Annotated in this window: 21 protein-coding genes; 10 read left to right on the forward strand and 11 right to left on the reverse strand. The window is 66.8% G+C overall.

Annotated features, from left to right (window positions below):
• The first annotated feature begins 13 nt into the window (after positions 1-13).
• The 7 genes from CV_RS00470 (at position 14) to ybgF (ending at position 5,045) form a co-directional block, all read left to right on the forward strand.
• The gene (locus tag CV_RS00470; protein ID WP_043595174.1) at positions 14-193 is read left to right on the forward strand and encodes a DUF3460 family protein; all 180 of its coding nucleotides are present in this window, start codon (positions 14-16) and stop codon (positions 191-193) included.
• Positions 194-253: 60 nt separating this feature from the next.
• Positions 254-919, forward strand: coding sequence for a class I SAM-dependent methyltransferase (locus CV_RS00475; RefSeq protein ID WP_011133661.1), 666 nt, complete (start codon positions 254-256; stop codon positions 917-919).
• Positions 920-1,036: 117 nt separating this feature from the next.
• A complete protein-coding gene (locus tag CV_RS00480) occupies positions 1,037-1,450 on the forward strand; it encodes a biopolymer transporter ExbD (protein WP_011133662.1) in 414 nt (137 codons plus the stop codon).
• Positions 1,447-2,340 (forward strand): cell envelope integrity protein TolA, encoded by an 894-nt coding sequence (locus CV_RS00485; protein WP_011133663.1) that lies wholly within the window; start codon positions 1,447-1,449, stop codon positions 2,338-2,340. Before CV_RS00480 ends, CV_RS00485 begins: the two co-directional genes overlap by 4 nt.
• Before the next feature lie 28 nt (positions 2,341-2,368).
• A complete protein-coding gene (gene tolB, locus CV_RS00490; RefSeq protein WP_011133664.1) occupies positions 2,369-3,655 on the forward strand; it encodes a Tol-Pal system beta propeller repeat protein TolB in 1,287 nt (428 codons plus the stop codon).
• A gap of 13 nt (positions 3,656-3,668) precedes the next feature.
• Positions 3,669-4,187, forward strand: a complete 519-nt coding sequence (gene pal / locus CV_RS00495) for a peptidoglycan-associated lipoprotein Pal (RefSeq protein WP_011133665.1) — start codon at positions 3,669-3,671, stop codon at positions 4,185-4,187.
• A gap of 117 nt (positions 4,188-4,304) precedes the next feature.
• The gene (ybgF, locus tag CV_RS00500) at positions 4,305-5,045 is read left to right on the forward strand and encodes a tol-pal system protein YbgF (RefSeq protein WP_011133666.1); all 741 of its coding nucleotides are present in this window, start codon (positions 4,305-4,307) and stop codon (positions 5,043-5,045) included.
• 73 nt (positions 5,046-5,118) lie between these two features.
• Here ybgF and CV_RS00505 read toward each other — a convergent pair whose 3' ends face one another.
• The 11 genes from CV_RS00505 to CV_RS00555 form a co-directional block, all read right to left on the reverse strand.
• Entirely contained in the window at positions 5,119-5,889 is a 771-nt protein-coding gene (locus CV_RS00505; RefSeq protein WP_011133667.1) for a DeoR/GlpR family DNA-binding transcription regulator, read from the reverse strand.
• 207 nt (positions 5,890-6,096) lie between these two features.
• The gene (locus tag CV_RS00510) at positions 6,097-6,792 is read right to left on the reverse strand and encodes an aspartate/glutamate racemase family protein (RefSeq protein WP_052278738.1); all 696 of its coding nucleotides are present in this window, start codon (positions 6,790-6,792) and stop codon (positions 6,097-6,099) included.
• 81 nt (positions 6,793-6,873) lie between these two features.
• Positions 6,874-8,415, reverse strand: coding sequence for an EAL domain-containing protein (locus CV_RS00515; protein WP_011133669.1), 1,542 nt, complete (start codon positions 8,413-8,415; stop codon positions 6,874-6,876).
• A 120-nt stretch (positions 8,416-8,535) separates the two neighbouring features.
• Positions 8,536-9,915 carry an argininosuccinate lyase gene (gene argH, locus CV_RS00520; protein WP_011133670.1) on the reverse strand — a complete coding sequence of 460 codons (1,380 nt, stop codon included), beginning with the start codon at positions 9,913-9,915 and terminating at the stop codon, positions 8,536-8,538.
• 77 nt (positions 9,916-9,992) lie between these two features.
• On the reverse strand, positions 9,993-10,733 hold the full coding sequence (locus CV_RS00525; protein WP_011133671.1) for a substrate-binding periplasmic protein: 741 nt from the start codon (positions 10,731-10,733) through the stop codon (positions 9,993-9,995).
• Positions 10,734-11,005: 272 nt separating this feature from the next.
• Entirely contained in the window at positions 11,006-11,740 is a 735-nt protein-coding gene (locus tag CV_RS00530; RefSeq protein ID WP_011133672.1) for an amino acid ABC transporter ATP-binding protein, read from the reverse strand.
• A 5-nt stretch (positions 11,741-11,745) separates the two neighbouring features.
• Entirely contained in the window at positions 11,746-12,411 is a 666-nt protein-coding gene (locus CV_RS00535; RefSeq protein WP_043595178.1) for an amino acid ABC transporter permease, read from the reverse strand.
• On the reverse strand, positions 12,411-13,151 hold the full coding sequence (locus CV_RS00540; RefSeq protein ID WP_011133674.1) for an amino acid ABC transporter permease: 741 nt from the start codon (positions 13,149-13,151) through the stop codon (positions 12,411-12,413). The genes CV_RS00535 and CV_RS00540 overlap by 1 nt, the downstream gene beginning before the upstream one ends.
• 143 nt (positions 13,152-13,294) lie before the next feature.
• Positions 13,295-14,203: a glutamate/aspartate ABC transporter substrate-binding protein gene (locus CV_RS00545; RefSeq protein ID WP_011133675.1), complete on the reverse strand. Its 909-nt coding sequence runs from the start codon at positions 14,201-14,203 to the stop codon at positions 13,295-13,297.
• Between the two features lie 171 nt (positions 14,204-14,374).
• Positions 14,375-15,163 (reverse strand): 16S rRNA (adenine(1518)-N(6)/adenine(1519)-N(6))-dimethyltransferase RsmA, encoded by a 789-nt coding sequence (gene rsmA, locus CV_RS00550; protein ID WP_011133676.1) that lies wholly within the window; start codon positions 15,161-15,163, stop codon positions 14,375-14,377.
• A gap of 101 nt (positions 15,164-15,264) precedes the next feature.
• Positions 15,265-16,431: a multidrug effflux MFS transporter gene (locus CV_RS00555; RefSeq protein ID WP_011133677.1), complete on the reverse strand. Its 1,167-nt coding sequence runs from the start codon at positions 16,429-16,431 to the stop codon at positions 15,265-15,267.
• A 275-nt stretch (positions 16,432-16,706) separates the two neighbouring features.
• On the opposite strand from CV_RS00555, the gene CV_RS00560 reads away from it, so the two are divergent.
• The 3 genes from CV_RS00560 (at position 16,707) to CV_RS00570 (ending at position 20,107) form a co-directional block, all read left to right on the forward strand.
• Positions 16,707-17,303, forward strand: coding sequence for a Maf family protein (locus CV_RS00560; protein ID WP_011133679.1), 597 nt, complete (start codon positions 16,707-16,709; stop codon positions 17,301-17,303).
• Positions 17,304-17,317: 14 nt separating this feature from the next.
• The gene (gene rng, locus CV_RS00565) at positions 17,318-18,814 is read left to right on the forward strand and encodes a ribonuclease G (RefSeq protein ID WP_011133680.1); all 1,497 of its coding nucleotides are present in this window, start codon (positions 17,318-17,320) and stop codon (positions 18,812-18,814) included.
• Positions 18,815-19,573: 759 nt separating this feature from the next.
• Positions 19,574-20,107, forward strand: a complete 534-nt coding sequence (locus CV_RS00570; protein WP_011133681.1) for an REP-associated tyrosine transposase — start codon at positions 19,574-19,576, stop codon at positions 20,105-20,107.
• Positions 20,108-20,171 lie beyond the last annotated feature (64 nt).

Below are 20,171 nucleotides of genomic sequence, written 5' to 3' on the forward strand. Positions count from 1 at the left end.
CATGGAGGGTACGATGTACCAGTCCGAATTCACCCAGTTCATCAACGGCTTCCTGGAAAAGAATCCGGAAGTGGACAGCGAGCGCCGCGAACTGCGCCTGACGCTGTGGGACCGCGAGCTCAACCTGGACGACCAGCGCCGCTGGAAGGAATCCAGCGTGCCGCAGAAGCCCTACGTGTACCAGCCGGAATAAACCGAACCGGTCCGCCTCCGACGCCCTTCGCGGGCGTTTTGTCATTTTGAAAGCCCGAACATGACCCGCCACACCGTGGCGCTCAGCAGCGCCCTCTCCGACTACCTGTTCGACATCGCCGTCTCCGAACATCCGGCGCAGCGCGAACTGCGCGAATTCACCGCCGGCCACCGGCTGGCCAAGATGCAGATCTCGCCGGACCAGGGCCAGTTCATGGGCTGGCTGGCGCGGCTGATCGGCGCGCGCCGCTACCTGGAGATCGGCGTGTTCACCGGCTACAGCGCGCTGACCGTGGCGCTGGCGATGCCCGAGGACGGCGAGGTGGTCGCCTGCGACGTCAGCGAGGCCTTCACCGCCATCGCCCGCGAGTACTGGGCCAAGGCCGGCGTCGCCGAGCGCATAAGTCTGCGGCTGCAGCCGGCGCTGCACACCTTGCGCCAGTTGCTGGACGAAGGCCGGGCCGGCAGCTTCGATCTCGCCTTCATCGACGCCGACAAACCGTCCTACCGCGACTACTACGAAGCCTGCCTTGAGCTGGTTCGGCCCGGCGGCGTGATCGCCATCGACAACATCTTCCTGTCCGGCCGCGTGGTGGAGCCCAAACCGGAAGACCCGCCCGGCGTGCACCTGGTGCACGCGTTCAACGCCAGCCTGAAGGCCGACCCGCGCGTGCACATGTGCGTGCTGCCGATAGGCGACGGCCTGACCCTGTGCACCCGCCGCTAAGCCGCGCGCATGAACTTTCGCCGCCGGCGGACGGTCTGTAACGTTTTGGCCACAGCGCCGGCCCCCGCGCCGGTGCTATGATGGCCGTTTGTTGACCGAGCTTACCCCGTCACCGTCATGCTGAACCGCCGCCCCCGCCGCCAGATGAACCAGATGAACGTCGTGCCCTACATCGACGTGATGCTGGTGCTGCTGGTGATTTTCATGGTCACCGCCCCGATGTTCACGCCGGGCGTGATCGACGTGCCCAGCGTCTCCGAGGCGCCGGCCATCGACGTCCGCCCGCTGGAAGTCACCGTGGACGCCGCCGGCAAGATCGAACTGGTGGACGGCGAGCAGAAGACCCGCGTCGACTCGCTGGACGACTTGGCCAGCCAGCTCCAGGCGCTGGCGGGCGCCGGCGCCCGCCCGGTGGCCATCTCCGCCGACGCCAACCTCAAGTACGCCGAAGTGGTGCGGATCGCCGATCGCCTGCACCAGGCCGGCATCAAGCGCGTGGCGCTGACCGTCAAGCAAATCAGCAAGCAATGAAGCCGCAATCGTCCGCCTCGCCGCGTCCCTGGACCTTCATCGCCTCGGCGCTGTTCCACGCCGGCGTGATCGGCCTGTTGCTGTGGGGCGGGCTGCAGACCACGCCGCCGCCCAGCCCGGCGCCGCTGGCGCTGGAACTGTGGACCACCGCGCCACCGCCCCCGCCGGCGGTGACCGCCCCGGTCGCGCCCGCCCCCGCGCCGCAGCCGGCGCCGGAACCCAAACCGGTGGTCGAGACGCCGCCGGCCGAGGTCAATCTGGGCAAGAAGGACGCGCCCAAGCCCAAGCACGAAACGCCGAAACCGGAACCCAAGCCGGCGGCCGAGCCTGAGCCGAAGAAACCCAAGCACGCGCCCAAACCAGCCGAACCGGAGAAGAAAGTCCCGGAAAAGGCCAAGCCGGCGGAAAAAGCGCCGGACAGGAAAGAGGCCAAGGCCCAGACGCCGCCGGCGGCCAAACCCGGCCACAAGACCGCCAAGGCCTACAACAACGAGGCCGACGACCTGCTCTCCAGCCTGGACAGCGCGCGCACCAGCGGCAAACCGAACGCGCGCAGCGACCAGGCCGGCAGCAAGCACGGCGTGGCCGGCGGCGCGGTGAACGGCTCCGGCGTCAGCGCCGGCTGGATAGACCTGGTCAAGGCCAAGGTGACGCCGCTGGTGCAGATTCCGCCCGGCATCGCCGGCAATCCGGCGGCGGTGGTGCGCGTGACGCTGCTGCCGACCCTGGAGGTGCGCGCGGTGCAGCTGGTGAAAAGCAGCGGCGTTCCGGCCTATGATGATGCCGTGCAACGCGCGGTATGGGAGGCCAAGACCTTCCCCAAACTGCCGGCGGGAGCCAATTTCAATGACGGCTACCGCACGTTTACCCTGACCTTCCGTCCGCGCTGAGCGGGCGGGACCCAGCCCTGAGGAAGCCATGCCGAGTTTGAAAACCCTGCTGCGGGGCGTGCTGGTGGCGGCGATGCTGGTCGCCGGCAGCGCCCGCGCCGAACTGAACATCGAAATCATAGGCGGCGGCGCCAGCCGCCACGCCATCTCCGTGCTGCCGTTCAAGGACGAGGGCCCGACCCAGGGCAATCTGACGCCGGTGATCCGCAACGACCTGGCGCTATCCGGCGCCTTCCGCCTGATCGACCCGTCCGCCGTCGCCAACGTGCCGTTCGAGCCGGCCGACATCCGCTACCCGCTGTGGCAGGCGGCCGGCGCGCAGTCGCTGGCCATCGGCAAGGTGGAAAGCGCCGGCGGCGGCCAGATCAAGATCAGCTTCCGGCTGATGGACGCGTCGCAGCGCAAGCAGCTGACCGGCGGCGAATTCACCGTGACGCCGGACCGCAGCCGCCAGGTGGCGCACGCGATCGCCGACATGATCTACGAGGCGATCACCGGCCAGAAGGGCTTCTTCAACACCCGCCTGGCCTATGTGCTGAAATCCGGCCGCAGCTACGCGCTGCAGATCTCCGACGTCGACGGCCAGCGCAGCCAGACCATTCTGCGCTCCACCGAGCCCATCATCTCGCCCAGCTGGAGCCCGGACGGCCGCCACATCGCTTACGTGTCCTTCGCCAGCCAAAAGCCGGTGGTATGGGTGCAGGACCTGGCCACCGGCCAGCGCCGCGCGGTCGCCAACTTCAAGGGTAGCAACTCCGCGCCGGCCTGGAGCCCCGACGGCAGCAAGCTGGCGGTGGTGCTGACCACCAGCGGCAACTCGCAGATCTACATCATCAACGCCGCCGGCGGCCCCGCGCGCCGCCTGATGTACAACGGCGGCATCGACACCGAGCCGGCGTTCAGCCCGGACGGCTCCATGGTGTACTTCGTTTCCGACCGCAGCGGCAACCCGCAGATCTACCGAGTGCCGGTGAACGGCGGCAACGCGCAGCGCGTCACCTGGGAGGGCGCTTACAATGTTTCGCCCAAATTGTCGCCGGACGGCAAGACCCTGGTCTATATTCGTCGTTCCGCCGGCAATTTCCGTGTGATGTCGCAGGATCTGGCAACTAATGACAGCCGGCAGTTGTCAGACGGTAGTTACAGTGAGCGCCCCAGCTTCGCGCCCAACGGCCGCATGGTGCTGTACTCCAGCGACGCCGGCGGACAGAGCGTGCTGTACGCGGCCACCGCCGACGGCAGCAGCAAGGTGAAACTGGCCGTGCTCAACGGTGATGTTCAGGACCCGGCATGGGGTCCGTTCAATAATCCTTGATGGGAGCCAAACAATGAACCTGAAACAACTCGCCCTCGCCACCGCCGTCGCCACCCTGCTCGCCGCCTGCGCCAGCACCAAGCCGGCCGAGACCCCGGCCGCGCCGGTTACCCAGGCTCCGACCACCCAGGCCCCGGTGACTTCCGGCAGCGAGCAGAACCAGGTGGCGATGGATCCGCTGAACGATCCGAACAGCCCGCTGGCCAAGCGCAGCGTGTACTTCGCCTTCGACTCCTCCGCCGTCGACGGCGAAGGCAAGACCACCGTCGCCAACCACGCCGATTACCTGAAGGGCCACGACAAGAAGGTGATCATCCAGGGCAACACCGACGCCCGCGGCAGCCGCGAATACAACCTGGCCCTGGGCCAGCGCCGCGCCGAGAGCGTCAAGCACGCGATGGAAGTGCTGGGCGTGAAGGAAAGCCAGCTGGAAGCCGTCAGCTTCGGCAAGGAAAAGCCGAAGGCCACCGGCCACAGCGACGCCGACTACGCGGAAAACCGCCGCGCCGACATCGTCTACCAGGGCCAGTAAGCCCCAGGCGGGCGGCCGGCAGGCCGCCCCACCGTTCCCGGCCGGGTATCGCGGACAGCTGCCAAACGGCGGCCTTGCCGCTATGATATCCGGCTGTCGTCACTTACCGGGAAACCCATGAAACGCATCGCCATCAGTAGCGCCCTGCTGTTGATCCTGAACGGCTGCGCCAGCACCAGCGACCTGGAGGAAACCCGCCGCCAGCTGGCCCAGGTGAACCAGCAGGCGTCCACCCGCATCAGCGCGGTGGAAAGCAAGCTGTCCAATGAGAAGCTGCTGGAAATGGTCAGCCAGGTCGACGCCCTGAAGGCCGAGGTCGCCAAGCTGCGCGGCGACGTCGAAGTGCTGAACTACAATCTGCAGACCACGCAGAAGCGCCAGAACGACCTGTACAACGATCTGGACGGCCGCCTGTCCCACCTGGAGGGCGCCCCCGGCAAGCGGGACGCCTCGCAGGCCGCCGCCCAGCAGGCCGCCGCCGGCGACAGCCAGGCCAGCCCCGACTACGACAAGGCGCTGAATCTCTTGCGCGCGCGCGACTTCCCCAACGCGATCAACGCGCTGTCGCTGTTCATCCAGCAGAATCCGCAGGCGCCGCAGGCCGCCGAGGCCAGCTACTGGCTGGGCGTCGCCCACACCGCGCTGCGCCAGTACGATGCCGCCATCGACATCCATCGCCGCTTCGTCGAGCAGTACCCGAACAACCATTTCGCGCCGGACGCGCTGCGCAACATCGGCAACTGCCAGCGCGACCTGGGCCAGGTGGACCAGGCGAAAAACACCTACCGCCGCCTGATCAAGCTGTACCCGAAGACCGACGCCGCGCAGAAGGCCAAGCAGGCGCTGGCCAGGATGTAGGGGACGATCCGGCGCGGCCGCGCCGGCAAAGACAAAGGGCGCCGCGCGGCGCCCTTTTTCATTTCCATCTCAATCAAGCCTCGGACAACACCAGCCTGACGTTGTGCTCTTCCAGCAGCTTGGTCACCGGCTCCGGCGGCGCCGCGTCGGTGAACACGGTGTGGAACTCGCTGATGTGGCCCATGCGCACCAGCGCGTTGCGGCCGAACTTGCTGTGGTCGGCGGCCAGGTAGCGGTGGCGGGCGTTGTTCATCATCGCCTGGGCGACGCGCACCTCGCGGTAGTCGAAATCCAGCAGCGAGCCGTCCGGTTCGATGCCGGACACGCCGATGATCGCGTAGTCCACCTTGAACTGGTTGATGAAGTCCAGCGTCGCCACGCCGGTGATGCCGCCGTCCGACGCGCGCACGGTGCCGGAGGTGATCATCGCGGTGAAGTCCGGGTTGGTGGACATGATGGAGGCGACGTGGATGTTGTTGGTGATGACGCGCAGGCCCTTATGGGTGGCCGTCAGCGCCTGCGCCACCGCCTCTATCGTGGTGCCTATGCTCATGAACAGCGAGGCGTGATCGGGGATGCTGCGCGCGATCATGTCGGCGATATGGGCCTTTTCGCTCTGGAACTTTCCTTTGCGAGCAAAATAGTCCTCGTTCTCCACGCTGTTCCCGAGCGCCGCGCCGCCGTGGTAGCGGCGCAGCAGATTGGCTTCGCACAGCTGATTGATGTCGCGCCGTATCGTCTGCGGAGTGACATCGAGCAGACGGGCCAGCTCTTCGATGGGCATGAAGCCGTTTTCGCGAACCAGCTGCAGGATTTTGTCGTGTCGTGGAGAGCGGGGGCTCATAACTATTCGGAATCGAAAATCACGTTACTTTAGTAACATATTTTTCCCCCCGATAGCAAATGCGAACCGCAAATTTCCCGCGCTTTCCGCCCCTTCCCCAAGCCGTCGGCGCGCGGCCGCCACAACCGCGGCCGCCTGGCCACGGTGCGCGATGGCCGCCTTGCCGAAATGGCGGCGGGCCAGTCCCGCCGCCCGGACTGAGCGGCGTTAGGCGCAGGCTGCCGCCAGCGCGGCTTCGGCCAGCACCAGCGTGGTGTCGATCGCCGGCACGCCGCAGTTGGCGTCGTCCAGCACCAGCGGCAGCTCGGTGCAGGCGAGCGCCACGCCGTCGCAGCCCTGCGCCTTCATCGCCTCGACTACCTCCAGCAGCGCCGCCAGCGTGGCTGCGCTGGCGCGGCCGGTGGGCACCAGCTCTTCGAAAATCGCGCGCTGGATCACAACCTGCTGTTCTTCGTCGGGAATCATCTCCTCGATGCCGCGCGCGGCCAGCGGCGCCTGGTACAGCCGGCGCGCCATGGTCCAGCGCGTGCCCAGTATCGCCACCCGTTTCAGCCCGCGCGCGGCGCAGGCGTCGGCCACCACGTCGAGGATGCTGATCAGCGGGATGGGGGAGCGCGCGCGGATGTCGTCCACCACCAGATGCACGGTGTTGGCCGGAATCACCGCCAGCTCGGCGCCCGCGCCGGCCAGGCGTTGGAGCGAGCCGACGATGGAGTCCGCGACCCGGTCCCAGCGGTCGTCGTCCTGCGCCTGGTGCACCACGCCGAAATCCGGCTGGTCCAGCGCGAAGCGCGGGTGGTGGTGGTGGGGAAAGCGGTCCGCGCACAGGCGGTGGATCTTGGAGAGGCAGTCTACAGCGCCGGGCACGGTGACGCCGGCGATGCCTATGGTTTTCGCGTTCATGGTTTCTGCGTGGGAAAGCGCGCCGACAGCCGGCGCGGGACCGGCCAGTCTACCCATGCGGCATGGCGGCCGCAACGCCGCTCAGCGCTGCCAGGTGCCGCCCTGGCGGACGCGGCGCACGAATTCGTCCAGCGGCATCGGCCGGGCGATGTAGAAGCCCTGCAGCCAGCCCACGCCCAGCCGGCTCAGGTAGTCGAACTGTTCGGCCGTCTCCACGCCCTCCGCCACCGTCTCCAGCCCCAGCTTGGCCGCCAGTTCCGCCACGCTGTCGACGATGTGGCCGGACAGGCCGTCGCTGCCGATGCCGGCGACGAAACCCTGGTCTATCTTCAGGCCGTCCACCGTCAGCTGCTGCAGGTAGACCAGGCTGGAATGGCCGGTGCCGAAATCGTCCAGCGCGATCTTGACGCCCAGCGCGTCCAGGCTGCGGAACAGCGCCTCCACCTCGGGCGTGATCTCCACCATTTCCCGCTCGGTCAGCTCCAGCGTCAGCACCGCGCCGCTTTCGGCCAGCAGGCCCGCCCAGCGCCGGCAGTCGCCATACAGGCTGCCCTCCTGCAGGTGGGCGCGGCTGATGTTGACGCCCAGGTGGAAATCCTGCGGCAGCGACAGCCTGCCCACCTTGGCGATCACCGCGTCCATCATCCGCCGCGTCATCTCGACGATCAGGCCGCTCTCCTCGGCGCGCGGGATGAACAGGTCCGGCCGGATCAGGCCCTCGCGCGGATGCCGCCAGCGCATCAGCACCTCGGCGCCGCGCCAGTCGGGCAGGCCGGGTTTCACGATGGGCTGCAGATAGCCTTCGAACTCGTCGTTGGCCAGCGCCCGCCGCAGCTCGCCGGTGAAAGAGGCCGGCCGGCCCAGCAGCCAGTACAGCGTGGCCCCGGCCAGCAGGCCCAGCAGCAGCAGGATCACGGTCAGCGGCGCGTGGTGCGACCACAGCTGCCGGTGCCAGGGCGGCAGGTCGTAGTTGGCGCGCACGGTGAACGGATAGCGGCTGGACCGGCGCAATTCCGCCACCTGCCCCAGCGCCGGCGCCTGGCCGGCGCCGTTGCGGCGCGGACCCAGCCAATGCTCGCCGACCTGCAGGAACACCGGGATGGTGTCGCTGGCGTCCTGCAGCGCCAGCTGCAGATAGCGCCCGTCCACCGCCGTCACCGCCGCGTCGCCGCCGCGGTGCAGCCGGTAGTACAGCAGGGGCACATTGGGCGTCACCGCGTTGCCGGACAGCAGCTGCATCCTGCCCTGCACGAAATCGCGCGCCGGCATGGCCCAGCTGGTGCTGCCGCTCAGCGACGAGCAATAGACGGTATCGCCGTCCAGCAGCACGGCGCTGCGCACGAAGGGCGCCACCGCCACCTGGCGGCGCAGCGGGTAGACGGCCTTGTCGCACGGACCGCCGGCCAGCGGCAGCAGGACGCGCGCCGCCTCGTCGGCCTGGTCGAGGATGCCGTCCACCAGTTCCAGGCCTTGGTCCAGCTGCTGCCTGACCGAAGCGCTCAGGTCCTGCCGTTCCTGCCACAGCAGCGCCGGCGCGGTCGCCGCGAACGGCAGCGCCGCCACCAGCAGGGCGAACAACAGATGGGACAGGCGATGGCGACGGCGTGGCTGCAGGGGATTCATCGACTCTCCGCGCGTGCAATTCCGCCCATGCGGAATTGATGATTGGTTTTAAATAATTATCTTATTTTAAACCAAAAAATAAACCCTCCCGCAGGAGGGTTCGCGCGCGAGCCGGGAGGCTCAGCCCAGACGGCCGCGGTGGCGGGCGATCTGCGCCCTCACCTGCGCCGGCGCGGTGCCGCCGACATGGTCGCGCTGCGCCAGGCTGCCCTCCGGCGTCAGCACGCCGAACACATCGTCCTCGATCAGCGCCGAGAATTCGCGCAGCTTGGCCAGCGGCAGATCGGCGAGGTCCACGCCCAGGCCCTCGGCATGGCGCACGGCCAGCGCCACCACCTCGTGGCTGTCGCGGAAGGGCAGGCCCTTCTTGACCAGGTAGTCCGCCAGGTCGGTGGCGGTGGCGTAGCCCTGCAGCACCGCCGCGCGCATCGCCTCCGGCTTCACCGTCACGCCGCGCATCATGTCGGCGTAGATGCGCAGCGTGGTCTGCAGCGTGTCCACCGTGTCGAACAGCGGTTCCTTGTCCTCCTGATTATCCTTGTTGTAGGCCAAGGGCTGGGCCTTCATCAATGTGATCAGCGCGATCAGGTGGCCGACGACGCGGCCGGACTTGCCGCGCACCAGCTCCGGCACGTCCGGGTTCTTCTTCTGCGGCATGATGGACGAGCCGGTGCAGAAGCGGTCGGCGATGTCGATGAAGCCGACGCGCGGGCTCATCCACAGGATCAGCTCTTCCGACAGCCGCGACAGATGGAGCATGGCCAGACTGGCGGCGGCGGTGAATTCGATGGCGAAGTCGCGGTCGGACACCGCGTCCAGCGAGTTGTGGCACACGTCGTCGAAACCCAGCAGTTGGGCGGTGTAATGGCGGTCTATCGGGTAGGTGGTGCCGGCCAGCGCCGCCGCGCCCAAGGGCAGGCGGTTGACGCGCTTGCGGCAATCCAGCATCCGTTCGGCGTCGCGCGCCAGCATTTCCACATAGGCCAGCAGGTGGTGGCCGAAGGTCACCGGCTGCGCCACCTGCAGATGGGTGAAGCCAGGCATCACGGTGTCGGCGTGCCGCTCGGCCAGTTCCAGCAGGCTGCTCTGCAGCCCGGCCAGCAGGTGGACGGTGGCGTCGATCTCGCCGCGCAGCCACAGCCGGATGTCGGTGGCCACCTGGTCGTTGCGGCTGCGGCCGGTGTGCAGCCGCTTGCCGGCGTCGCCGATGCGGTCGGTCAGCCGGCGCTCGATGTTCATGTGCACGTCTTCCAGGTCCACGCTCCACTCGAGCTTGCCGGCGCGGATTTCGTCCAGGATGTCCGCCATGCCGCGTCGGATCGCTTCCAGGTCGGCGTCGCTGAGCACGCCCGATCGGTTCAGCATCGCGGCGTGGGCGAGCGAGCCTTCGATGTCCACTTCGGCCAGCCGGTAGTCGAAGCCGATGGAGGCGGTGTAATGCTTGACGAGTTCGGAAACCGGCTCGGAAAACCGGCCGGACCAGGCGTGCGAGTCTTGCATGGCGTAGCGTCCTGCAGTGATGGTGCAAAAACCCTACTATGCCAGCCGCAACCGCCGCCGGCCAGTCCGGATTTGCCCTAGCGGCCCGAAACCGCCAGGATGCGGGCGGCGGTGCCGTCGGCCACCATGGCGCGCAGCGCCTGCTCGATGCGCGCGCGCTGCGCATGGAGCGGCGAGCGCCGCGCCAGCGCCAGCCGGTTGGGATGGCTGTCGTCCAGCGTCAGCGCCGCGCGCCTCACCCGGCCGGCGAACTCGGGCCGGGACGCCAGCAGCGCGCCCTGGCGCGCGTTGACGATCAGCGCGTCCACCCGGCCGGCCGCCAGCTTGCGGAAGCCCGACTCCATGCCCGGGCTGGCCTCGCGGCGGATGCGGGCGTCGCGATCGAAGCGCGGCAGGTAGCTGACGCCCTCGGCCACGCCCACCGTCAGCGGCAGCAGGTCCTCGTAGCGGGCGATGACGCGCGCGTCGTCGCGGCGCTGGTAGAAAGCCAGGTGGTCGCCGTTGGCGAACGGGGGCTCCAGGAAATCCAGATAGCGGGCGCGCTCCGCCGTCGGCCGCACGCCTATCATCAGGTCGGCCCGGCCCTGCTGCATCGTCGCCAGGCAGCGCGACAGCGGGCAGTGCAGGTAGCGCAGCGGCAGGCCCAGCCGCCGCGCCAGCTCGCGCACGATCTCGGTGTACGGCCCGGCCGGCCGGCCTTGCGCGTCCAGCCGCTTCCACGGCTCGAACACGTTGTAGGCGAACACCAGCTCGCGCGCGTCCGCCAGCGCCGGTTCGAACGCCAGACAGCACAACAACAGGACGATCAGTTTCTTCACGGCATTTGCTTGGAAATGTTTTCAGCAATGCTATCCCCTAAGCGCCATGCGCTGCGCATTTGTCGTCCGCGCCCACCGCCGTTGTTGCGAAAACGCCATCCAGACGGCATGGCGCACCGGATTAAGTAATTGAACGGAAAGAAAGAAACGCGCCGGACGCGCGGTCCGGCCGTATCCCGACAAAAATACCATTTGCACCACATGGAGATGATCCGGGCGTGAAAAAGGCCCGGCATGCCGGGCCTTTGCCAACCGGATACCGCCGCGGCGGATCAGTGCTGCAGGATCTTGGACAGGAACTGGCGCGCGCGTTCGCTGCGGGCGTCCAGGTCGCCGAAGAACTCGTCCTTCCCGCAGTCCTCGACGATGCGGCCCTGGTCCATGAAGATCACGCGGTCGGCCACGCGGCGGGCGAAGCCCATCTCGTGGGTCACGCACATCATGGTCATGCCTTCCTGGGCCAGCTCGGTCATCACGTCCAGCACCTCGTTGATCATTTCCGGGTCCAGCGCGCTGGTCGGCTCGTCGAACAACATGGCGATCGGGTCCATCGCCAGCGCGCGGGCGATGGCCACCCGCTGCTGCTGGCCGCCGGACAGCTGGCCGGGATGCTTGTCGGCGTGCGCGCGCAGACCGACGCGGTCCAGCAGCTTCAGGCCCTTGGCCACCGCCTCGTCCCGGCCGCGGCCCAGCACCTTGACCTGGGCGATGGCCAGGTTCTCGGTGATGGACAGGTGCGGGAACAGCTCGAAGTGCTGGAACACCATGCCGACGCGGGAGCGCAGCTTGGGCAGATCGGTTTTCGGATCGCCGACCGAAATGCCGTCGACGACGATCTCGCCCTGCTGGAACGGCTCCAGCGCGTTCACGCACTTGATCAGGGTGGACTTGCCGGAGCCGGACGGCCCGCACACCACCACCACCTCGCCCTTGGCGACCTGGGTGGTGCAGTCGGTCAGCACCTGGAAGGCGCCATACCATTTGCTGACCTTGTTCAGCGAAATCATTGCAGTCATACAGCCAACCTTTGTTGCAGGCGCTTCACCAGGCGGGAGGCGCCGAAACTGATCAGGAAGTAGACCATGCCGGCGAATATCAGGAATTCGTGCGGCAGGCCGACGATGTCGCCCTTGGAGCGGGCGGTGTTGAGGAAATCCATCAAGCCGACAGCGTATACCAGAGACGTGTCCTGGAACAGGATGATGGACTGCTGCAAGAGCAGCGGCAGCATCTTGCGCAGCGCCTGCGGCAGCACCACCAGCCCCATCACCTGGTGGTAGCGCATGCCCAGCGCGTAGGCGGCGCCGGCCTGGCCCTTCGGTATCGCCTGGATGCCGGCGCGGACGATCTCGGCGAAATACGCCGCCTCGAACATCACGAAGGCCACCAGGCAGGAGGTGAAGGCCCCCACCGGCTCCAGGTTGCCGGTGATCCAGTTCAGCAGCATCGGCACCGCCAGGTAGAACCAGGAGATCACCAGCAGCAGCGGAATGGAGCGGAAGTAATAGATGTAGGCGGTCGCCATGCCCGACAAGACCTTGTTGCTGGACAGGCGCGCCAGCGCCAGCAGGATGCCCAGCAGCACGCCGCCGGCCACGCCGCCGGCCAGCATCTTCAGCGTCAGCAGCATGCCCTGGCTCAGGCCCGGCAGCGCCGGAACGATTTGGCTGAAATCCATCATTTGCCTCCCATCATGCCGGGCACCCTGAGCTTCTTCTCCAGCGCGCTCATCCCCAGCATCAGGCTCATATTGAGCGTGAAATAGATGACGGTGGCCAGGGTGAAGGCCTCGAACAGGTTGGCGGAGAACTCGGCGGTCTGCTTGGTCTGCGCCAGCAGCTCGGCCAGGCCGATCAGCGACGCCACAGAAGAGTTCTTGATGATGTTGAGGAATTCGCTGGTCAGCGGCGGGATGATGATGCGCATCGCCTGCGGCAGCAGCACATGTCGGTAAGTCTGGCCCAGCGAGAAGCCCACCGCCATCGCCGCGTTGCGCTGGCCGCGCGGCAGCGCCTCGATGCCGGTGCGCACCTGCTCCGCCACCCGGGCGGCGGTGAACAGGCCCAGGCACACCACCACCGACAGGAACTGCGAGGTGGTCGGCGACAGGTCCTGCTTGAACCAGATTTGCGCGCCCTCCGGCAGCAGGTCCGGCACCAGGAAGTACCAGACGAACAGCTGCACCAAGAGCGGCACGTTGCGGAACAGTTCGACGTAGACGGTCGCCAGGCCGGCGATCCCGCGATTGGGCAGCGTGCGCGCCACGCCGACCACGGTGCCCAGCAGCAGGGCGATGATCCATCCGGACAGCGCCACCGCCAGCGTCCAGCCGAGACCGCTGGCGAACCAGCTCAGGTAGATCTCGCTGCCGACACCGGTGGGTTTGAAAAAGACTCCCCAGTCCCAGTGATAATTCATTGCAACCACTCCCAGCCGCGCGTCGGGAAGGCGGCGCGGCGATCGATGCCCCCCGGCGGCCGCGGCCGCGCAGGGTCAAGCCGCCGCCCGCGCAAGCGGGCGGCTACGTTCAGGGCGGAGGCCGCAGCCGCGGCCAGGCCGGCTTACTCGGCGGGCTTGTCGGTCGGCTTGGCCAACAGCGCCTTCAGCTCGTCGGACATCGGGAAGTTGAGGTTCAGGCCCTTGGGCGGCACCGGGCTGGTGAACCACTTGGCGTAGATCTTGTTCACTTCGCCGGACTTGAAGGTCTTCTCCAGCGCGGTGTCCACCACCTTCTTGAACGCCGGGTCGTCCTTGCGCATCATGCAGCCGTAGATCTCGTAGGACTGCGACTTGCCGGTCACCACCCAGTTGCCCGGGTTCTTGGCCTTGGCCATCTCGCCGTACAACAGCGCGTCGTCCATCATGAAGGCGGCGGCGCGGCCGGACTCCAGCATCAGGAACGATTCGCCGTGGTCCTTGGCCGAGATCACGTTCATGCCCATATTCTTGCTGGCGTTCATCGCCTTGATCAGGCGCTCGGACGTGGTGCCGGCGGTGGTGACCACATTCTTGCCCTTCAGGTCCGGGAAGTCCTTGACGCCGGAAGTCTTGGCGGTCAGCAGGCGGGTGCCGATCTCGAAGATGCCGACCGAGAACGCCACCTGCTTGCCGCGCTCGGCGTTGTTGGTGGTGGAGCCGCACTCCAGGTCCACGGTGCCGTTCTGCACCAGCGGGATGCGGGTCTGCGAGGTGACCAGGTTGTAGCGCACCTGCAGGTTCGGCATCTTCAGTTCCTTCTTCACCTCGTCCACCACCTTGTTGGCGAGGTCAACCGAGTAGCCGATCGGCTTCTGGTTGTTGTCGTAGTACGAGAAGGGAATGGAAGAATCGCGGTTGCCGAGCACGATCACGCCGGAATCCTTGATCTTCTTCAGCGTGCCGGTCAGCTCGGCGGCGCCGGCGGGCAGCGCGGCGAGGGTGGCCATGGCGGCCAGCGTACATCCGGCGATGACGGAGGTGCGGATATGCATGGAGTTTCTCCTTATAGACTCTCTTTGCGGGTAGGCCGGCGCCGCTGTCGCGGCGCCATGATCTTCTTTGTAGTGATTGTCTAACAGTATGCTGTTATTTTTTGTTTGTGTCAGGACATAACGCAACGGGAAGCCGCGGGGCCGGAAACCCGGCCAGCCGCGGAATGTCCGTCAGCCGCGCGCGCCCTTGTCGTGCAGATGGTTGGCCAGGCGGACGAAATCCTCCACCGGCAGGTTTTCCGGACGCAGGCCGGGGTCGATGCCCAGCGCCTCCAGGTCGGCCGCGTCGGCCAGGCCCTTCAGGTTGTTGCGCAGCGTCTTGCGGCGCTGGGCGAACGCCTGGCTCACCAGCTTCTCCAGCAGCGCCTCATCGCGCGCGGTGCCGCAGCGGCCCGGCGCCGGAATCATCCGCACCACGGCGGAATCCACCTTCGGCGGCGGCCAGAACGCCTCCGGCGGCACGAACAGGATGTTTTCCATGTAGAAACGGTACTGCAGCATCACTGTCAGCCGGCCGTAATCGGCGGTGGACGGCTCGGCCACCATGCGCTCTATCACTTCCTTCTGCAGCATGAAATGCATGTCCGTCACCCGGTTGCCGTAGCTGGCCAGGTGGAACAGCAGCGGCGTGGAGATATTGTACGGCAGGTTGCCGACGATCTTCAGCGGCGCCTCGCTGACCGAGGCGAAGTCGAAGGCCAGCGCGTCGCCGGCGTGGATGGTCAGCTTGTCGGCCGGATGTTCGGCCTTGAGCCGCTCGATGATGTCGCGGTCGATCTCCACCACGTGCAGATGCTTGAGGCGCGCCAGCAACGGCTTGGTGATGGCGCCCAGCCCGGGGCCGATCTCGATGACGATGTCGTCAGGCTGCGGATTGACCGCGTGGACGATGCCGGCGATGACGCTGGCGTCCTGCAGGAAGTTCTGCCCGAAACGCTTGCGCGGGATGTGCTTGCTCATGAATTTGCCAAATCTTGGAACAGTCGCGATTGTACCCGCGCGGCGGCGAATGTCCCAAGCGATTCAGGCAGTTGGCCGCGCCGCGCGGCCGGAAGGCGCGATCAGCCGCGCGCCGGCGCGCGCCACTGCAGCGCCAGGCACAACAGCGACAGCGCGATCACCGCGCCGCCCAGCGCCAGCTCGCCCGCCACCGGCAGCGCGGCCAGCAGCGCCGACAAGGCCGACGCGAACAGCATCTGCGCGCAGCCCAGCAGCGCCGCCGCGCGGCCGGCCGATTCCGCGAACGGCGCCATCGCCAGGCCCGCCGCCGGGCCCAGCGTGAAGGCGAAGCCCACGCTCAGCACCGCGACAGGCAGCATGTAATGCCAGGCGCCGGCCTGATGAGCCAGCGCCGGCAGCAGCGCGCCGGCCGCCAGCATGATGGCGAGGCCGGTCTTCAGTACCCGGCGCGGCCCCAGCCGGCCGATCAGCCCCAGGCCGACGAAGCTGGCCGCCATGATCAACAGCGCGTTGGCGCCGAACAGCAGGCCGAAGGTGGCGGCGGACAAGCCGCCGCGCTCGATCAGCACCGTGGGCGCCAGCGTCACGTAGCTGACGATCAGGCCGAGCGCGGTGCTGCTGCAGGCGCCGTTGCGCAGCAGCGCCGGATGGCGCAGCACCTGCAGAAAACCGGGCCCCGCCGCGTCCTCCAACCGCTCCGGCCGCGTTTCCGGCATCAGCCGCGACAGCAGCGCCAGCGCCGCCAGCGCCGACACCGCCAGGAACAGGAAACAGGACTGCCAGCCGTACAGCTCGGTCAGCACCCCGCCCAGCGCCGGGGCCAGCGCCGGCACGATGTTCAGCGCGCCGTTGAGCAGGCTGTAGCGCTGCGACGCCGCGTTGCCGGAGAAACAGTCGCGGATGATGGTGAACGCGCACACCGAGCTGGCGCTGGCGCCCAGGCCCTGCAGCATCCGCGCCAGCATGAAGCTGCCCATCGAATCGCTGAGGCTGGCCAGCGCCGAGCCCAGCGCGTAGGCCAGCAGGCCGCCCAGCGCCACCGGGCGGCGGCCGGCGCGGTCGGCCAGCGGGCCGAACAAGAGCTGGCCCAGGCCCAGGCAGAACACGAACACGCTGATGCTGGCCGACACGTCGGCCTGGAAATGGCGCTGCAGCGCCGGCAGCGCGGACAGGTACAAGTCCACGCCAAGCGGATTGAACAGGATCAACAGGATGGCGGCGGCGGTGGCCGGGTTCGACTGGCGGACGGCAAGGCTGGAGTGCGACATGACGCGTGCTTCGAGGGGCGAAAGTCGACATTTTACCAAAGCTGCCCCCATTCTCCAATTTGCATAAAAATTTCATCAATGAAAATCAATGGCATATCAGCGAACGGCGATGCGATAGCGGCATTACAATCGTTCACCAAATCCCGCCCGGCGCAAGCCATTGAATCGCAAGGCCGAACGCCCGCCGGCGCCCCCCCGCCGCGCCGCGGAGATGGTTGGCTCGGGGCCGCTCTGGTAACCTAGGCGGCAGCCCAAGAACAAACGAGCAGCCTGACATGAGCACCAATGACACCCGAATATACCTGGCCTCCGGCAGCCCGCGCCGCCGCGAGATACTGGAACAGCTGGGCCTGCATCTGGAACGCATCCATGCCGACATCGACGAGTCGGTGCGGCCGGGCGAAGACGCCGTCGCCTACACCGAGCGGCTGGCCCGCGAAAAGGCCGAGGCTGGCTGGCGCGTGGTCTCCTCCTGCGGCCTGCCCGAGCGCCCGCTCCTGGCCGCCGACACCACGGTGAGCCAGGACGGCGAAATCTTCGGCAAGCCGGAAGACGCCGACGACGCCCGCCGCATGCTGCGCGCCTTTTCCGGCCGCAGCCACCAGGCGATCACCAGCGTCGCCGTGCGCGACGGCGGCAAGCTGCTCGTCAAAACCTCCATCACCGACGTGTTCTTCAAATCCCTGTCCGACGCCGAGATCGAGCGCTACATCGCCAGCGGCGAACCGTTCGACAAGGCCGGCGCCTACGGCATCCAGGGCAAGGCCGGGGTGTTCGTCGAACACATCGAAGGCAGCTACACCGGCGTGATGGGCCTGCCGGTGCACGAAACCGCGCTGCTCCTGGCCGAGTTCGGCTTCGAACTGCCATGAGCCGGGAGGGCGCCATGCTGCATCAATCGATACCGCTGCCGCGCGACCTGCCGCGGCCCCAAGAACAGATCCTGGTCAACATCACCCCGCAGGAAACCCGCGTCGCGGTGCTGGAGGAAGGCATCGTCCAGGAACTGCACGTGGAACGCGCCGCCAGCCGCGGCATCGTCGGCAACATCTACCTGGGCCAGGTGAAGCGCGTGCTGCCCGGCATGCAGAGCGCCTTCATCGAGATCGGCCTGGAGCGCGCCGCCTTCCTGCACATCGCCGACGTGCTGGAGCAGCGCCAGCACCCGACCGAGCCGCAGCGCATCGAGAAGATGCTGTTCGAAGGCCAGACCGTGCTGGTGCAGGTGATCAAGGACCCGATCGGCACCAAGGGCGCGCGGCTGTCGACGCAGATCTCGCTGGCCGGCCGTTTCCTGGTGCACCTGCCGCAGGAAGAGCACATCGGCGTGTCGCAGAAGATAGAAAGCGACGCCGAGCGCCACAGCCTGAAGGCGCGGCTGGAAAAGCTGCTGCCGGCCGGCAGTCCCAAGGGCTACATCATCCGCACCAGCGCCGAGACCGCCCGCGACGACGAGCTGGCCGCCGACATCGAATACCTGAGCAAGCTGTGGTCCGACATCCAGCAGAAGTCGCAGACGCTGCCGCCGCAAAGCCTGCTGTACGACGACCTGCCGCTGGCGGTGCGGGTGCTGCGCGACATGGTCAGCGGCTACACCGACAAGGTGCTGGTGGACTCCAACGAGAACTACGGCCGCATGGTGGAGTTCGCCGAGCAGTACGTGCAGATCGCCGTCGACAAGATCGAGCGCTACGCCGGCGAGCGGCCGCTGTTCGAGCTGCACGGCATCGAAACCGAGATCGACAAGGCGCTGGCGCGCCGCGTCAACCTGAAGTTCGGCGGCTACCTGATCGTCGACCAGACCGAGGCGATGACGACGATAGACGTCAACACCGGCGGCTTCGTCGGCAACCGCAACTTCGACGAAACCATCTTCAAGACCAATCTGGAAGCCACCCAGGTGATCGCCCGCCAGCTGCGGCTGCGCAATCTGGGCGGCATCGTCATCGTCGACTTCATCGACATGGACAACGACGAGCACCAGGCCGCGGTGCTGGCCGAGCTGGCCAAGGCGATGGCGCGCGACCGCACCCGGGTGACGCTGAACGGCTTCACCAGCCTGGGGCTGGTGGAAATCACCCGCAAACGCACCCGCGAGAGCCTGGCCCACATCCTGTGCGAACCCTGCCCCACCTGCCAGGGCCGCGGCGAGATCAAGACCGCGCAGACGGTGTGCTACGAGATCCAGCGCGAGATCGTGCGCGAGGCGCGGCAATACGATGCCAAGGGTTACCGCATCCTGGCGGCGCAGTCGGTGATCGACATGTTCCTGGACGAGGAGTCGCAGAGCCTGGCGATGCTGGTGGATTTCATCGGCAAGCCTGTGTCCTTGTCGGTGGAGGCGAGCTACACGCAGGAGCAGTTCGACGTGGTGTTGCTGTGAGGTAGGGCGGAAGCCCGGCGTGGCCGGGCGTTCCGCCGCCGGTTCCGCCTGTACGGGACATGGGGGGAAGACAAAGACGGGCAATGGCGATGGCGCCTTGCCCGTTTTGTTTTGCGCGGGGATGCGCGGGGTTTTCGCCATGCGTTGGCTTGCTGTGGATAAAAATGGGTTTGGCGGATGGCTGTGGATAAGTATTGTGTAGAGGGTAGGGTGGTGTACGGGTAGGGTGCGTCACCCCGCAGGGGCGACGCGCCGGTTGTGGTGTCGCGGCTTTGTGTCCGCTTCGCGGACGATTGATTTTGGTGCCGGTTCCGCCCGGCGAACGGGCCAGGGGCTGTGCGGCCAGCCCCTTGGCAATCCCAGGCCGCCCCAGCAGCGCTGCGAAACCCCGTCTCCAAACCCATTCCCAAGGAGCCGCCGGAACTACATGCGTGCGAATCTTGGATTCGCTCAGCGGTAGGGCGCTTACGTCGCCCCGCGTCGAACAACCGGCGGCTTAAAACCTTGGGAATGGCTTCGGAGCCGGCTTGCGCTGATGGGGGCATGGGACGCGTCGGTTCGATCCCGCCCGTAGGGTGCGTCACCCCAAAGGGGCGACGCACCACCCACTTATTCAAAGCCGATCAAACATATTTGGCATGAGGTGCGTCGCCCCTTTGGGGTGACGCACCCTACGCGCCATGTCCTGACCATTAGGCGGATTGGCCATATCGTCACCGCAATGGAACGATGAAGGTTTGGCTTCGCAGGAGATCAGCCATGCCCAATTATCGACGCAGCTGGATGCCTGGCGGCACTTACTTTTTCACGGTGGCCTTATGGCAGCGGCACGGCAACGATTTGCTGGTACGGCACGTGGATGCGCTACGTGAAGTCGTACGGGCTGTGAAGGCAGCCCATCCTTTCGTCATCCACGGCTGGGTCGTGCTGCCGGATCACTTGCATTGCGTATGGGAATTGCCGGCGGACGACGCCGACTTTGCCTTACGCTGGCGTCTGATCAAGATGATGTTCTCCAAACGCATCGAAAAAGGTGAAAACCTGTCCCTGTCACGCGCCCAACGCAAGGAGCGGGGCATCTGGCAGCGGCATTATTGGGAACACCAGATTCGGGATGCGGCTGACCTGCAAACGCATGTGGACTATATCCATTACAACCCGGTCAAGCATGGTTATGTGGCGCAAGTGATGGATTGGCCGTATTCCAGTTTTCATCACTATGTCAGACAAGGCTGGTTGCCTGCGGATTCGGCTGGGGAAAACGCTGCGATGGCAGAGGGCATGACCATGTAGAGGCAGTGCGAGTAGGGTGCGTCACCCCGCAGGGGCGACGCACCATCTGTGTGGAAGGTTTTGT

This window comes from Chromobacterium violaceum ATCC 12472, from assembly GCF_000007705.1.
Taxonomy (GTDB): domain Bacteria; phylum Pseudomonadota; class Gammaproteobacteria; order Burkholderiales; family Chromobacteriaceae; genus Chromobacterium; species Chromobacterium violaceum.

Bases quoted from the DNA above. Each gene is read 5' to 3' on its own strand.
- CV_RS00555 (WP_011133677.1), bottom strand. From the start codon at position 16,431: ATGTCGCACTCCAGCCTTGCCGTCCGCCAGTCGAACCCGGCCACCGCC.
- CV_RS00560 (WP_011133679.1), top strand. From the start codon at position 16,707: ATGAGCACCAATGACACCCGAATATACCTGGCCTCCGGCAGCCCGCGC.
- CV_RS00505 (WP_011133667.1), bottom strand. From the start codon at position 5,889: ATGAGCCCCCGCTCTCCACGACACGACAAAATCCTGCAGCTGGTTCGC.
- CV_RS00545 (WP_011133675.1), bottom strand. From the start codon at position 14,203: ATGCATATCCGCACCTCCGTCATCGCCGGATGTACGCTGGCCGCCATG.
- CV_RS00485 (WP_011133663.1), top strand. From the start codon at position 1,447: ATGAAGCCGCAATCGTCCGCCTCGCCGCGTCCCTGGACCTTCATCGCC.
- CV_RS00515 (WP_011133669.1), bottom strand. From the start codon at position 8,415: ATGAATCCCCTGCAGCCACGCCGTCGCCATCGCCTGTCCCATCTGTTG.
- CV_RS00530 (WP_011133672.1), bottom strand. From the start codon at position 11,740: ATGATTTCGCTGAACAAGGTCAGCAAATGGTATGGCGCCTTCCAGGTG.
- CV_RS00480 (WP_011133662.1), top strand. From the start codon at position 1,037: ATGCTGAACCGCCGCCCCCGCCGCCAGATGAACCAGATGAACGTCGTG.
- CV_RS00535 (WP_043595178.1), bottom strand. From the start codon at position 12,411: ATGGATTTCAGCCAAATCGTTCCGGCGCTGCCGGGCCTGAGCCAGGGC.
- CV_RS00475 (WP_011133661.1), top strand. From the start codon at position 254: ATGACCCGCCACACCGTGGCGCTCAGCAGCGCCCTCTCCGACTACCTG.
- CV_RS00510 (WP_052278738.1), bottom strand. From the start codon at position 6,792: ATGAACGCGAAAACCATAGGCATCGCCGGCGTCACCGTGCCCGGCGCT.
- tolB (WP_011133664.1), top strand. From the start codon at position 2,369: ATGCCGAGTTTGAAAACCCTGCTGCGGGGCGTGCTGGTGGCGGCGATG.
- CV_RS00540 (WP_011133674.1), bottom strand. From the start codon at position 13,151: ATGAATTATCACTGGGACTGGGGAGTCTTTTTCAAACCCACCGGTGTC.
- CV_RS00570 (WP_011133681.1), top strand. From the start codon at position 19,574: ATGCCCAATTATCGACGCAGCTGGATGCCTGGCGGCACTTACTTTTTC.
- ybgF (WP_011133666.1), top strand. From the start codon at position 4,305: ATGAAACGCATCGCCATCAGTAGCGCCCTGCTGTTGATCCTGAACGGC.
- pal (WP_011133665.1), top strand. From the start codon at position 3,669: ATGAACCTGAAACAACTCGCCCTCGCCACCGCCGTCGCCACCCTGCTC.
- CV_RS00470 (WP_043595174.1), top strand. From the start codon at position 14: ATGTACCAGTCCGAATTCACCCAGTTCATCAACGGCTTCCTGGAAAAG.
- rng (WP_011133680.1), top strand. From the start codon at position 17,318: ATGCTGCATCAATCGATACCGCTGCCGCGCGACCTGCCGCGGCCCCAA.
- argH (WP_011133670.1), bottom strand. From the start codon at position 9,915: ATGCAAGACTCGCACGCCTGGTCCGGCCGGTTTTCCGAGCCGGTTTCC.
- rsmA (WP_011133676.1), bottom strand. From the start codon at position 15,163: ATGAGCAAGCACATCCCGCGCAAGCGTTTCGGGCAGAACTTCCTGCAG.